At 61.9% G+C, this 13,384-nt stretch carries 11 protein-coding genes; all 11 read right to left on the bottom strand.

Translation table 11 applies throughout. The features are described from left to right. Nucleotides 1-28 precede the first annotated feature (28 nt). Entirely contained in the window at nucleotides 29-916 is an 888-nt protein-coding gene (locus tag AAHK20_RS07100) for a ParB/RepB/Spo0J family partition protein (RefSeq protein ID WP_449180750.1), read from the bottom strand. Nucleotides 917-938: 22 nt separating this feature from the next. Continuing rightward, nucleotides 939-1,709, bottom strand: coding sequence for a ParA family protein (locus AAHK20_RS07095; protein WP_449180749.1), 771 nt, complete (start codon nucleotides 1,707-1,709; stop codon nucleotides 939-941). 39 nt (nucleotides 1,710-1,748) lie between these two features. Next, a complete protein-coding gene (rsmG, locus tag AAHK20_RS07090) occupies nucleotides 1,749-2,411 on the bottom strand; it encodes a 16S rRNA (guanine(527)-N(7))-methyltransferase RsmG (RefSeq protein ID WP_449180973.1) in 663 nt (220 codons plus the stop codon). 44 nt (nucleotides 2,412-2,455) lie between these two features. Further along, nucleotides 2,456-4,423, bottom strand: a complete 1,968-nt coding sequence (mnmG, locus tag AAHK20_RS07085; protein WP_449180748.1) for a tRNA uridine-5-carboxymethylaminomethyl(34) synthesis enzyme MnmG — start codon at nucleotides 4,421-4,423, stop codon at nucleotides 2,456-2,458. Between the two features lie 275 nt (nucleotides 4,424-4,698). Further along, on the bottom strand, nucleotides 4,699-5,457 hold the full coding sequence (locus tag AAHK20_RS07080) for an ABC transporter ATP-binding protein (protein ID WP_449180747.1): 759 nt from the start codon (nucleotides 5,455-5,457) through the stop codon (nucleotides 4,699-4,701). A 1-nt stretch (nucleotide 5,458) separates the two neighbouring features. Beyond that, the gene (locus AAHK20_RS07075; protein WP_449180746.1) at nucleotides 5,459-7,243 is read right to left on the bottom strand and encodes a branched-chain amino acid ABC transporter ATP-binding protein/permease; all 1,785 of its coding nucleotides are present in this window, start codon (nucleotides 7,241-7,243) and stop codon (nucleotides 5,459-5,461) included. A gap of 4 nt (nucleotides 7,244-7,247) precedes the next feature. After that, complete coding sequence (locus tag AAHK20_RS07070; RefSeq protein WP_449180745.1) at nucleotides 7,248-8,303, bottom strand: branched-chain amino acid ABC transporter permease; 1,056 nt, start codon at nucleotides 8,301-8,303, stop codon at nucleotides 7,248-7,250. A 168-nt stretch (nucleotides 8,304-8,471) separates the two neighbouring features. Further along, nucleotides 8,472-9,632 (bottom strand): ABC transporter substrate-binding protein, encoded by a 1,161-nt coding sequence (locus AAHK20_RS07065; protein WP_449180744.1) that lies wholly within the window; start codon nucleotides 9,630-9,632, stop codon nucleotides 8,472-8,474. A gap of 192 nt (nucleotides 9,633-9,824) precedes the next feature. Continuing rightward, on the bottom strand, nucleotides 9,825-10,991 hold the full coding sequence (locus tag AAHK20_RS07060) for an ABC transporter substrate-binding protein (RefSeq protein ID WP_449180743.1): 1,167 nt from the start codon (nucleotides 10,989-10,991) through the stop codon (nucleotides 9,825-9,827). A 523-nt stretch (nucleotides 10,992-11,514) separates the two neighbouring features. Then, on the bottom strand, nucleotides 11,515-12,486 hold the full coding sequence (locus AAHK20_RS07055) for a branched-chain amino acid ABC transporter permease (protein WP_449180972.1): 972 nt from the start codon (nucleotides 12,484-12,486) through the stop codon (nucleotides 11,515-11,517). Next, nucleotides 12,486-13,370: a branched-chain amino acid ABC transporter permease gene (locus AAHK20_RS07050; RefSeq protein WP_449180742.1), complete on the bottom strand. Its 885-nt coding sequence runs from the start codon at nucleotides 13,368-13,370 to the stop codon at nucleotides 12,486-12,488. Before AAHK20_RS07050 ends, AAHK20_RS07055 begins: the two co-directional genes overlap by 1 nt. Between the last annotated feature and the right edge of the window lie 14 nt (nucleotides 13,371-13,384).

Below are 13,384 nucleotides of genomic sequence, written 5' to 3'. Positions count from 1 at the left end.
ACGGGCGAGCAAGCGCGATCGGACGGTTTCAGACCGCGGAGCCGCCGCGCAGGCGATTGAGAATGCCCTCGAGCGCGTCGAGATCGCCGAAATCGATCTGCACCTGCCCTCGCCCGCGGCGACCCATCTTGATCTTCACGTTTGCCGCGAGCAGGTCGGACAGTTCTTCTTCGAGACGGCGCGTGTCGCGGCCGCCGTCGTGATTCGCGCGCGCTTTAACTGCCGGGCTCGCCTTCGTCGTCGCGGTGACGAGTTTCTCGATTTCCCGCACCGACATCCGCTTATTGACCACCTGATTGGCCAGCGTGATTTGCGTCGCGGCGTCGACGGCGAGAAGCGCACGAGCGTGCCCCATATCGAGGTCGCCTGCCAGCAGCATCGTTTGCACCGGCGTCGCGAGATTCAAAAGGCGCAGCAAGTTCGAAACGGCACTGCGCGAACGGCCGACGGATTCGGCAGCTTGTTCGTGCGTAAAGTTGAACTCATCGAGCAAGCGCTGGATGCCGTGCGCCTCTTCGAGCGGATTCAGGTCTTCGCGCTGGATGTTTTCGATCAGCGCCATCGCGGCGGCCGCCTGATCCGGCACATCCTTGACCAGCACCGGCACCTCGTCGAGCCCGGCCAGATGCGCGGCACGGAAACGACGCTCGCCAGCGATGATTTCGTATTTCTCCGCGGATACCGGACGCACCAGGATCGGCTGCATCAAGCCCTGCGCGCGGATGCTTGCGGCCAGCTCCTGCAGCGCACCTTCGTCCATTCGCGTGCGCGGCTGGTACTTGCCGGCCTGCAGTTTGCCGAGCGGCAATACGTGCGGCGCACCTTCGCTGCGCACGGCCGCGGCAATTTCAGGGCTGCCGCCGAGCAATGCTTCCAGACCGCGGCCCAATCCCTTTTTCTTTGCTACTGCGTTCATCGTGCTTCCTCGATTCTGTGCGTTACAAGGCGCGCACGCGTTCAATCATCTCGGCGCCGAACTGGACATAGGCCTGCGCGCCGCGCGAAGCGCGGTCGAAGACGACACCCGGCAAACCATAGCTCGGCGCCTCCGCCAGTCGCACGTTGCGTGGAATCACGACGTCGAAGACCTTGTCGCCGAAGTGTTCCTTCAATTGGTCGGACACTTGCTGCTGAAGTGTGATGCGCGGATCGAACATGACCCGCAGCAGGCCGATCACCTTGAGGTCACGATTCAAGTTCGCGTGCACCTGCTTGATCGTGTTGACCAGGTCGGAGAGGCCCTCGAGCGCGAAATATTCGCATTGCATCGGAATCACGACGCCATGGGCGGCGCACAGGCCATTCAGCGTCAGCAGCGAAAGCGCAGGCGGGCAATCGATCAACACGAAGTCGTACTCTTGCACGACCAGATCCAGCGCATCCTTCAGTTGGCGCTCGCGATTCTGGACGCTCACCAACTCCACTTCCGCGCCTGCCAATTCGCGATTCGCGGGCAGGACGTCGTAGGACACCGACTCGGGCCTGATACGCGCGTCCGCGACTGAAACCCCATCGACGAGCACTTCATAGACTGTGTTCTCACACGCGGCCTTGTCGATGCCGCTGCCCATCGTGGCATTACCTTGCGGGTCCAGGTCGATCAGCAGGACGCGCTGTCCCTGCGATGCGAGACTCTCGGCGAGATTGACCGTTGTCGTCGTTTTGCCGACGCCGCCTTTCTGGTTCGCAACGCAGAAAATTTTTGCCATCGTTGGTATATCCCTTTTTACCGCATCAAACCGAATGTTCTAAGCCCTGCTCTCGCCTGCACCGCCGTCGACCGAAACCTGGACCAGGTGCCGCTCCGCATCCAGCGACGGTACCGCGAGCCGAATCACCTGCACCGCCTTCGAGCCGGCCGGCAGGCGCTCGATTTCGCCGTCCGGGCGCACGCCCTTCATCGCCCAGATGAAACCGCCCTCTGCAACCAGATGACGCGCCAGTGTAACGAAATCGGAGAGCTCTGCGAATGCGCGCGACACGATTACATCGAATTTCCCCGGCACTTCGATACCCGGGCGCAGTGTTTCGACTCGGCCGGTGACAACCGAGAGGTTGCCGAGCTTCAATTCGGCCTTTGCCTGGGACTGAAATGCCGTCTTCTTGTGGACGATGTCGTTCAGGGTCACTGTCCAATCAGGAAGCGCGATCGCCAGAACGATGCCCGGCAACCCGCCGCCGGAGCCAACGTCCAGGACTGACGACGTCCCTCGCCCAGCAAGATGGGGGACGATCGAAAGCGAGTCGAGGATGTGCTGAATCAGCATCTGCCGCGGGTCGCGAATCGCCGTCAGGTTATAGACGGCGTTCCATTTCGCAAGCAATGCAACATAATCGAGCAGCTGACCCTGCTGCACTTCACTCAGCTCGACGCCCAATTCGGCTGCACCGGCGCGCAACAGCGCGGCCATCGCCTCACCGCTGCCGGATTGACCGCCGCTCACACGCGGCGCCGTCATTGAGCCGCCGGGGTGTTGTCAGCCCCGGTTTCGTCGGCGACGACGTTCGTCGTTGCGCGACGGCCTAGCCCGCGTTTGAGGTGGACCATCAGCAACGAAATGGCCGCTGGCGTGATGCCCGAGATCCGCGAAGCTTGCCCGATTGTCTCGGGACGGAATTGCGTGAGCTTTTGGCGAGCTTCGAACGACAGGCCGCGAACTTCCGCGTAATCCAGCGCTTCCGGCAAACGCGTGTTTTCGTGGGCCTCGTTTCGCTCGATTTCCCCGGCTTGGCGCTCGATGTAGCCCTGATACTTGATGCCGATTTCGATCTGCTCCTTGATCTGCTCGAGCAAAACCGGGTCATCAGCAAGCGGCTCCGCGGGGCTTGACGTGCCTTCACGCAAGCCACAAACGCCGTCGTAGCTCACGCCCGGCCGGCGCAACAATTCAGCCAAGCTATATTCGTGATCGATTGGCTTCCCAAGCAGCGCGGTCGCCTCCTCTGACGAAAGCGTCTTCGGATTGACCCACGTGGTGCGGAGCCGCTCTGTTTCACGTGAAACAGCATCACGCTTCCGGCTGAATGCGTCCCAGCGGATATCGTCAACGACGCCCAATTGGCGACCGATCTCAGTCAACCGCATGTCGGCGTTGTCTTCACGCAAGCTCAAGCGATATTCGGCACGGCTCGTGAACATTCGATACGGCTCCGAAACACCGCGCGTGACGAGATCATCGACCAGCACACCCAGATAAGCCTGGTCTCGGCGCGGACACCATGCGTCCTTGCCCTGCACTTGCAGCCCCGCGTTGATCCCGGCAAGTAGGCCTTGCGCTGCCGCCTCTTCGTACCCGGTCGTCCCGTTGATCTGGCCAGCAAAGAAGAGCCCGTGGATCACCTTGGTTTCCAGCGACGCCTTCAGGCCACGCGGATCGAAATAGTCGTACTCGATTGCGTAGCCCGGTCGCAGGATGTGCGCATTCTCAAGGCCGCGCATCGAGTGGACTAGCTCAAGTTGGACGTCGAACGGCAGGCTGGTCGAAATCCCGTTCGGATAGAACTCGTTGGTGGTCAGCCCTTCCGGTTCGAGAAAAATCTGATGCGATTCCTTCGAAGCGAACCGATGGATCTTGTCCTCAATCGACGGGCAATAGCGCGGCCCTACCCCCTCGATGACTCCGGTGTACATCGGCGAGCGATCGAGACCGCCACGAATGATGTCGTGTGTCCGCTCGTTCGTATGCGTCACCCAGCACGGCATTTGCCGTGGGTGCTGCTCGGCGCGACCGAGGAACGAGAACACCGGCACCGGATCGAGGTCGCCCGGTTGCTCCTCGAGCACCGAGAAATCGATCGTGCGGCCGTCAATGCGCGGAGGCGTACCGGTTTTCAGCCGCCCTTGGGGCAACTTCAGCTCTTTCAGTCGAGCGGAAAGCGAAACGGCAGCCGGATCGCCTGCCCGGCCACCGGTGTAATTGTTAAGACCAACATGAATCTTCCCATCAAGGAACGTACCGGCCGTCAGCACGACCGCCCGAGCCCTGAATCGAATGCCGACCTGAGTCACCGCGCCGACGACGCGATCGCCCTCCACTATCAGGTCATCCACCGCCTGCTGGAACAGCCAAAGATTCGGCTGATTCTCGAGGCGGTGGCGAATCGCCTGCTTGTACAGGAGACGATCCGCCTGGGCACGCGTCGCGCGAACCGCCGGCCCCTTGGATGAATTGAGGATGCGGAATTGAATCCCGCCTTCGTCGGTGGCAGCGGCCATGGCACCGCCCAGCGCATCGACTTCCTTGACCAAATGGCCCTTGCCGATGCCGCCAATGGACGGGTTGCAGCTCATCTGGCCGAGCGTTTCGATGTTGTGCGTGAGCAGCAGCGTTTTCACGCCCATACGCGCGGACGCCAAAGCGGCTTCCGTGCCGGCATGACCGCCGCCGACGACGATGACGTCAAATTCTGTAGGAAAAAGCATTGGAGACCTCGCGCGGGGACGTGCACGAGCCTTTCGAGAAAAATGTATGCGCGAATTATAGCGGGTTCGCTTTTGGCCCGAATTTCATCCGAATGGCTAACGCGCGAAGCAGATACTCACTGTGGGCCTGAAGTAATCGCTAAAGCGCCAACTTCAGGCAACCACAGCATGGGACCGGAGTAAGTGCTGAACCACTAACTCCGGTCGACAAAAAAGCGGTGTGTTTCACGTGAAACACACCGCTCATCCCAGCCACCTGGTTGACCCAACAACCGCTAAGCCGTCTTCTTCACCAGCCCGAGGTACGTTTCAATCACTCGCGGGTTCTGCGCAAGATCCTCCGCCGGTCCTTCCAGCGCAAGCTCCCCAGTTTCCAGAACGTAGCCGTAATCCGAGATCTGCAATGCGGCACGGGCGTTCTGCTCGATCAGCAGCGTCGCCACACCCGTTCCCTTGAGCTTGGCGATGATGTGAAATATCTCCTTTACGATTAGCGGCGCCAGACCGAGGCTCGGCTCATCAAGCATCAACAAATCGGGTTTTCCCATCAGTGCCCGCCCCACCGCGAGCATCTGCCGCTCGCCGCCCGACAGCGTCCCCGCCGCCTGTTTGCGACGCTCCTTCAAGCGCGGAAAGAGATCGAACACAGGCCCGAGTTGGTCCAGAAAATCGCGCTCTCCAGCGCGCTTGCGCCGGTACGCGCCGAGCACGAGGTTGTCCTCGACGCTCATCGTCGCAAACAACTCGCGCTTTTCCGGCACCAGGCACATGCCACGTGCCACACGCTTTTCAATCGGGACCGCGCCCACCTCCTCTCCGCGATAGCGAACGCTGCCTTTGGCGTGCCCGGTCACAGGCAACGCACCCATCACGGCATTCAGCAAGGTCGATTTACCCGCCCCGTTGGGCCCGATAACACTGACGATTTGGCCCGGCGCAACCTTGAGCCCCGCGCCGTGCAGCGCTTCGACTTTCCCGTAACGCACCGACAGACCCGTCACTTCCAGAATCGGCATGGTTTTTGTCTGATTCATTTCACTCCACTCCGCCGAGATACGCTTCCAGCACCGCCGGGTCTTTCTGCACGTCCTGCGGCAAGCCCTCCGCGATTCGCGTTCCAAATTCCATCACGACCAGCCGATCCGTCAGATTCATCACGAAGTCCATGTCGTGCTCGACCAGCAGCACGCTCATCCCTTCGGCCTTCAGCTTGCGCAGCAAACCCGCTAGCTGCTGCTTTTCCTGATAGCGCAGGCCCGCCGCGGGTTCGTCCAGCAATAGCAGCGTCGGATCGCAGCAAAGTGCCCGAGCAATTTCCAATATCCGCTGCTGCCCCAAAGCCAAACTCCCGGCTTCCTCATACATATGGGACTCGAGGCCAACGCGACGAATCTGTTTGGCGGCTTCCGCCATCAAGCGCGCTTCCTCCGCAGCGTTCAGCCGGACCACACTGCGCCACACGCCCGCCGAGCCTCGCAAGTGCGCGCCCAACGCGACGTTCTCCAGCACCGTCATGCCCGGCAGCAGCTTGACGTGCTGAAACGTGCGCCCGATTCCGAGCTTGACGATTTCACGTGAATTGAGCGAATCAATCCGCTCGCCGCGAAAACTGATCGCGCCACGCGTCGCTTGCAGCACGCCCGTGACCAGGTTGAAGGTGGTCGACTTGCCCGCACCGTTCGGCCCGATCAAGCCGACGATCTGCCCCGCCTTGACCTCAAAGCTCACGTCGTTGACGGCAACCAGGCCGCCGAACTGCTTGCGCGCGTTGTCCACGACCAGCAGCGTTTCCCCCGCCGTCGGCTTCGCCCGCTGCGGCAGCGGCTCCGCGTGCTCGGGCACATGCGCGCTCGGGCCACGTGGAAACAGGCGCGCGACGAACGGCCAGACGCCTTGCCGCGCATATTGCAGCAGCAGCACCATCAGCACGCCGAACACGATCACTTCGAAGTTGCCGTTCTGGCCGAGCAGCATCGGCAACAGCGTCTGCAGATAGTCCTGCAGGACGGTGAGAATCGCCGCGCCCAGCAATGCCCCCCAGACGTGAGAGACACCGCCCACAACCGCCATGAACAGGAATTCGATGCCATGGTTCAGACCAAACGGCGTCGGGTTCACCGCGCGCTGCAAATGCGCGTAGAGGAAGCCGGAAATCGCTGCGAGCACGGCGGCATAGATGAAGATCAAGACCCGCATCCATGCGGTGTTCACGCCCATCGCCTCGGCCATCACGCCGGCGCCGCGCAGCGCGCGAATCGCACGCCCAGGCCGGCTATTAAGCAGATTCTGAACTGAGACGACCGACGCGAGTACGACGATCCAGATCAGGTAGTAGATGTGGCGCCCCGATTCCAGCGGAATGCCGAACACGTTCAACACGGGAATGCCGTTGATGCCGTCGTACTTGCCGAGCAACTCCATGTTGCCGAACAGGTAGTACAGCGAGAGCCCCCAGGCGATCGTGCCGAGCGGAAGGAAGTGACCGGAGAGCCGCATGGTGACCGCGCCGAGAATCAACGCCACCAGCGCCGTCAAGACGACGCCCACGATCAGCGCAAGCCACGGCGAGACGCCGTATTGCGTCGTCAGATAGGCCGTCGCATAGGCCCCCACGCCGACGAACGCCGCCTGCCCGAAGCTCGTCATCCCGCCGACGCCCGTGAGCAGCACGAGTCCGATCGCGACAATCGAATAGAGCCCGATGTAATTGAGCAGCGTGACCCAGTACTCGGGCACACGAATCGGATGCGGAAGCGCCGGAAGCGCAAACATCACGACGAGGAACAGCCAGAAGAACTTGTTTCGAATGACGCGTTTCATCGGCTTACTCCTGTTCCTCTTCGGCGTGCGGGCTCGCGAAACTCCGCCACAGCAGCACGGGAATGATCAACGTGAAAACGATCACCTCCTTGTAGGCGCTCGCCCAGAACGACGAATACGATTCGAGCAAGCCTACGAGCAGCGAGCCGGCCGCCGCGAGCGGATAGCTGACCAAGCCGCCGATGATCGCGCCGACGAAGCCCTTCAAGCCGATCAGGAAGCCCGAGTCGTAGTAGATCGTGGTGAGCGGCGCGACGAGGATGCCGCACAGCGCGCCCAAGCCCGCAGCCAGCGTGAACGCGAGCCGTCCGGCCTGCGTCGTGCCGATGCCGACGAGCCGTGCGCCAAGCCGGTTGACCGACGTGGCGCGCAACGCCTTGCCGGAGATCGTGCGTCCGAAATACAGATAGAGTGCGACGATCAGCACGACCGCCGTGCCGACCACCCACAAGCTCTGCCCGGATACCGACAGGCTGCCGAAATTGAACGTGGCGTCGGAAAACGGCGTCGTCCGCGAGCCTTCGGCGCCGAACATCACGAGGCCCAGGCCGACCATCGCGAAGTGCACGGCCACCGCGACGATCAGCAGCAACAGCGTCGTCGCCTCGGCGATAGGCTCGTACGCGAGGCGGTACACGAACGGCCCCATCGGCACGACGATCAAGAGCGTGAGCGCGATCTGCACGATCATCGGCAACGGCTGCATGAAGACGCCGCGCGTCACCGCATAGATCGCAATCGGAAACAGCAGATACTGGCTGACAAGCGTCGTGAGCGTGCGCAGCGCATGACGCCGCCGCTCGGGATGCCGGACGAGTCCCGCTGTCTCGACGACGAAACACGCGAAGCCCATCGCGACCAGCAGCCAGCACGTCGCGGGAAATTTCTGCGTCTGGAGTGCGGCGAGCGTCAGCGCGCCATAGGAAACGAACTCGCCCTGCGGGATGAAGATCACCCTCGTGACAGAGAACACCAGCACCAGGGCCAGCGCGAGCAATGCGTAGATCGCGCCCGTCGTGATGCCGTCTTGCGCGAGAATCGCCGCAATCGATAGATCCATACTTCCTCTTTTTTCTAACTTCGAATGGGGAAACGGGAGAGCACCGGCACGCTGACATCAAAGCACGCCCGCCGGACCGCAAAGCGGCGCGACGGGCGGTTTGCTAATTGCCATTCAGCAGCGCGGATCACGACAGCACGTCGCGCCCCCCGCTTCCGTTGAAACACTTCAGTCGTTCTGAAGTTTCCACTTGCCGTCGACGATCTGCACCATCACGCGTGCGCGGTCGTCGAGACCGTTGTGGTTCGTCGGCGTCGTGTTCATCACGCCGTGCGAGAGCGGCAAATCCTTCACGTTTTCGAGCGCGGCACGCAGCGCTTCGCGGAAGGCTTCCGTGCCCGGCTCGCCCTTCTTCAGCGCTTCGGGAATCGCCCGTTGCAGCATCTGCCCTGCGTCCCATGCGTGCCCACCGAACGTCGCCACCGTCCCCACGCCATACGCCTTCTCATAGGCCGTCTTGTACGCTTGCGACGATTGCTTGACCGGATTCGAGTCCGGCAATTGATCGGTGACGAGAATCGGGCCCGCCGGCAGCAGCTCGCCGTCGCAGACCTTCCCGCACACGCGCAGGAAGTCGTTATTCGCGACGCCGTGCGTCTGATAGACCTTGCCCTTGTAGCCGCGGTCCTTGAGCGCCGTCGCCGGCAGCGCGGCCGGCGTGCCCGAGCCGGCGATCAGCACCGCGTCCGGATTCGCGCTCATGATCTTCAGCACCTGCCCCGTCACCGAGGTGTCGGTGCGGTTGTAGCGCTCGTTGCTGACGATCTTCAGGTGATGCGCGTCGGCGGCCTTGCTGAACACGCCGTACCAGCTTTCGCCGTAGGCATCCGAGAAGCCGATGAAGCCGACGGTCTTCACGCCGTGCTTTTCCATGTAGCCGGCAATCGCTTCCGCCATCAGGCTATCGTTCTGCGGCACCTTGAAGACCCACGCGCGTTTAGCGTCCATCGGCTCGATGATTGCGGCGGAAGCCGCGAGCGAGATCATCGGCGTTTTGCCTTGCGATACCGGGTCGATCATCGCCAGCGAATTCGGAGTCACGGTCGAGCCGATGATCGCATCGACGTGGTCCTCATCGATCAGCTTGTGCGTGTTCTGCACGGCGCGGCTCGTGTCCGAGCCGTCGTCGAGGACGATGTATTGCACGCTCTTGCCCGCAATCTCCTTCGGCAGCAGCGCGATGGTGTTCTTCTCCGGAATGCCGAGCGACGCGGCCGGCCCCGTCGTCGAAAGCGTGACCCCGATTTTCACTTGCGCGAAAGCCGCGCTCGCACCGCACACCAGCATTGCCGCAACGCTTGCTTGCATCCACCGTTTCGTTCTTTTCATCGATCGTCTCCAAACGCATTCTAGAAGCGTGTTTTCGTTGCCGACACAAAGGCCAAACCAAAGGTCGAACACTCGAATCTAGTTATCGTGCCACGGCGTGCCAAGCATGGTTTTCCCGCGCAACACGCATAAAAAAGGCGCGTCCGACAGCACGCGCCTTCTGGTTTCGAGCAACCGGCCGGTCGATGCCGATCAATCGCCGATCAGCTTCCACTTGCCGCCGGTGATTTGCACCATCACGCGAGCGCGCTGGTCGAGCCCCGCGTGGTCCGTCGCGCTCATGTTGAAGACGCCGTGTGAAGCCGGCATGTCCTTGGTGTTCTCGAGCGCGGCACGCAGCGCTTCGCGAAACGCCTTCGTGCCCGGCTGCCCCGCTTTCAGCGCGACGGGAATCGCGCGCTGCAAGAGCAGCCCCGCGTCCCATGCGTGCCCGCCGAATGTCGATACCGAACCCGCGCCATAGGCCGCCTCATACGCGGCCTTGTACTTGAGCGCGGCGCTCTTGGCCGGGTTGGCATCGGGCAGTTGATCGGCGACGAGCAGCGGCCCTGCGGGCAAATACGTGCCTTCGCAATCCTTGCCGCACACACGCAGGAAATCGTTGTTCGCGACGCCATGCGTCTGATAGATCTTGCCCTTGTAGCCGCGCTCCTTGAGCGTCTTTTGCGGCAGCGCCGCGGGGGTGCCCGCGCCGGCGATCAGCACCGCATCGGGCTTCGACGACATCATCTTGAGCACCTGCCCCGTCACCGACGTATCGTTGCGCGCGAACCGTTCGCTCTCGACGAGCTTGATGCCGGCCAGACCCGCGGCCTTGCCGAACTCCTTGACCCAGTTCTCGCCATACGCATCGCTAAAGCCGATGAAAGCGACCGTCTTCACGCCGTTGGCGGCCATGTGCTGTGCGATCGCCGTCGCCATCAGCGTATCGTTCTGCGGCGTCTTGAAGACCCATGCGCGCTTGCCGTCCATCGGCGCAACGATCGACGCGTTCGCCGCCATCGAAATCATCGGCGTCGACGATTCCGACGCGATGTCGATCATCGCCAGCGAGCCCGGCGCCGCCGTCGATCCGATGATCGCATCGACCTTGTCCTCGCTCGTCAGCTTGCGTGCGTTCTTCACGGCCTGCGTGGAATCAGTCGCGTCGTCGAGCACGATGTAATCGATCTTCTGGCCGGCGATTTCCTTCGGCAGCAGCGCGATCGTGTTCTTTTCGGGAATCCCGAGCGAAGCGGCAGGACCCGTCGCGGACACGGTCACACCGATCTTGACGTCTGCCAGCGCGTGGCCGCTCCAACCTGCCGCCATGCCTGTCGCGGCGAGCGCGGCGCCGATCCAACGCAACGTGAACTTCATACCGTTTAACCCCGTAGCGACTACTCGTTTGAATTTGACGATTGAAACGGAGCCGAATGGACCGGCCCCATATCGAGAACGGGCGAGTGTAAGGGACGCGAGCGAGGCGCAGCAAGGAATCGCGCTAAGAATCGGACGATTCTTAAGGACGTAGGAGCGGGTGAAAGCGGGGAAAGAAGCGCGCGCCGAACGGCACGCTAAACGGCAGGAACGGCGGAAAACGCAGTAATGGAAGCCACAAAGTAAAAGCGCTGTTGGATCCTATCCAACAGCGCTTTCGTCCGGGCACTGAGTGCCTCGATTGTCTCCTCGTTCTCCACCTGCAAATTCGGGTGCATCAGAACTAGGCAGAAGATTAACGAACCCTGCCCCACGAGACAACCTAGCATTTACCCTAGTGGTGCAGGTTTGCACTCAGATGGGGCGGTTTTTTGGTGTGAAACGCCGTAGATCAAGGCATTTTCCGAAGCGTCGATTTACGTCGGATTCCGAACTAACTTCGCCTGCCGCTCCGAAAACACCGTCATGCGCGCAACATCCGAACACGGGCGACGATCTCGCCGACAATGCCGCGCCGGAACGCCAGCACGCAGGCGATGAAGATCAGGCCGATGACGATGGTCGTCGATTCGCCGAGCGAGCGGAACCAGTCGATGCCCGTCGCCGACGCGATCGCCGTGCCGATATCGCCCATGCGGTCTTCCAGCGCAACGATGAGCGCGGCGCCGAGCAGCGGGCCGAACAGCGTGCCCATGCCGCCCACGAGCGTCATCAGGATGACCAGACCCGACATCGTCCAGTACGCGTCGCTCAGAGTCTCGAAGCCGAGCACGAGCACCTTGAGCGCGCCGGCAAACCCCGCGATCCCCGCCGACAGCACGAACGCGAGCAGCTTGAAGCGATCGGTGTCGTAGCCGAGCGAAGTGGCACGCGGCTCGTTCTCCTTGATCGCGTTCAGCACCTGTCCGAAGGGCGAATGCACGACACGCACGATCAGCAGAAACGCCAGCACCACGAGCACGAGCACGACGTAATACAGCGCGAGATCCGACGACAGATCCAGGAAGCCGAAGAGCTTGCCGCGCGCCACGCCTTGCAAGCCATCCTCGCCGTGCGTGAATGGCGCCTGCAGATAAACGAAATAGACCATCTGCGCGAGCGCGAGCGTCACCATCGCGAAGTAGATGCCTTGCCGGCGAATCGCAAACAAGCCGACGACCAAACCGAGCAGCGTAGCCGCCGCCGTGCCGGCGACTACGCCAACCTCGGGCGAAAGCGACATCGATTGAATCGCGAAACCGGTGACGTAACCCGCCGTCGACAGAAACATCGCGTGCCCGAACGACAGCAACCCCGTATAGCCGATCAGCAAATTGAACGCCGCCGCGAAGAGCGCGAAGCACATCACCTTCATCACGAACAAGGGGTACACGCCGAGCCAAGGCGCGGCAAGCAGGCCGATCAGCATCAGGCCATAGAGCGCTTTTCTCTGCATCATCGTTCCTTGCCGAAGAGACCCGCGGGACGCACGAGCAACACGAGCGCCATGATGACGAAGACAACCGTGGCCGACGCCTCCGGATAAAACACGCGCGTGAACCCTTCGATCACACCCAGCAGCAGACCCGTCAAGATCGAGCCCATGATCGAGCCCATGCCGCCGATCACGACCACCGCGAACACGGTGATGATCATCGACTGCCCCATCAGCGGCGACACCTGGATGACCGGCGCCGCCAGCACGCCCGCAAACGCCGCGAGCGCGACGCCGAAGCCATAGGTGAGCGTGACCATCAGCGGCACGTTGACGCCGAACGCTTCGACAAGCTTCGGGTTTTCCGTGCCCGCACGCAGGTACGAACCGAGCCGTGTCTTCTCGATCACGAACCACGTGATGAAGCACACCACCAGCGAGGCAACGACCACCCACGCGCGATAGTTCGGCAGATACATGAAGCCGAGATTCGTCGCGCCGGATAGCGCATCGGGCACGTCATACGGCTGCCCCGACGAACCGTAAATCGAGCGGAACACGCCTTCGATCACGAGCGTCAGCCCGAACGTGAGCAACAGTCCATAGAGGTGATCGAGCTTGTAGAGCCAGCGCAGCATCGAGCGCTCGATGATCATGCCGAACACGCCGACCACGATCGGCGCGACCACGAGCATCGCCCAGTACGGCAGATTGAAGTACGAGAGACCCATCCACGCGAGCATCGCCCCCAGCATGAACAGCGCGCCGTGGGCGAAGTTGATCACGTTGAGCAGGCCGAAGATCACCGCGAGACCTAAGCTCAGAATCGCGTAAAACGAGCCGTTGACGAGCCCGAGCAGCAACTGGCTCAGCATCGCAGGCAGCGGAACGCCAAAAATATCCATCGATGAACCTGCCG

The organism is Trinickia camelliae (assembly GCF_053525655.1).
The sequence above is the reverse complement of the archived record's forward strand: the minus strand, read 5'-3'. Positions and strand labels throughout refer to the sequence as shown.

Bases quoted from the DNA above. Each gene is read 5' to 3' on its own strand.
- AAHK20_RS07075 (WP_449180746.1), bottom strand. From the start codon at position 7,243: ATGAAACGCGTCATTCGAAACAAGTTCTTCTGGCTGTTCCTCGTCGTG.
- AAHK20_RS07070 (WP_449180745.1), bottom strand. From the start codon at position 8,303: ATGGATCTATCGATTGCGGCGATTCTCGCGCAAGACGGCATCACGACG.
- AAHK20_RS07055 (WP_449180972.1), bottom strand. From the start codon at position 12,486: ATGCAGAGAAAAGCGCTCTATGGCCTGATGCTGATCGGCCTGCTTGCC.
- AAHK20_RS07065 (WP_449180744.1), bottom strand. From the start codon at position 9,632: ATGAAAAGAACGAAACGGTGGATGCAAGCAAGCGTTGCGGCAATGCTG.
- AAHK20_RS07050 (WP_449180742.1), bottom strand. From the start codon at position 13,370: ATGGATATTTTTGGCGTTCCGCTGCCTGCGATGCTGAGCCAGTTGCTG.
- AAHK20_RS07080 (WP_449180747.1), bottom strand. From the start codon at position 5,457: ATGAATCAGACAAAAACCATGCCGATTCTGGAAGTGACGGGTCTGTCG.
- AAHK20_RS07100 (WP_449180750.1), bottom strand. From the start codon at position 916: ATGAACGCAGTAGCAAAGAAAAAGGGATTGGGCCGCGGTCTGGAAGCA.
- AAHK20_RS07060 (WP_449180743.1), bottom strand. From the start codon at position 10,991: ATGAAGTTCACGTTGCGTTGGATCGGCGCCGCGCTCGCCGCGACAGGC.
- mnmG (WP_449180748.1), bottom strand. From the start codon at position 4,423: ATGCTTTTTCCTACAGAATTTGACGTCATCGTCGTCGGCGGCGGTCAT.
- rsmG (WP_449180973.1), bottom strand. From the start codon at position 2,411: ATGGCCGCGCTGTTGCGCGCCGGTGCAGCCGAATTGGGCGTCGAGCTG.
- AAHK20_RS07095 (WP_449180749.1), bottom strand. From the start codon at position 1,709: ATGGCAAAAATTTTCTGCGTTGCGAACCAGAAAGGCGGCGTCGGCAAA.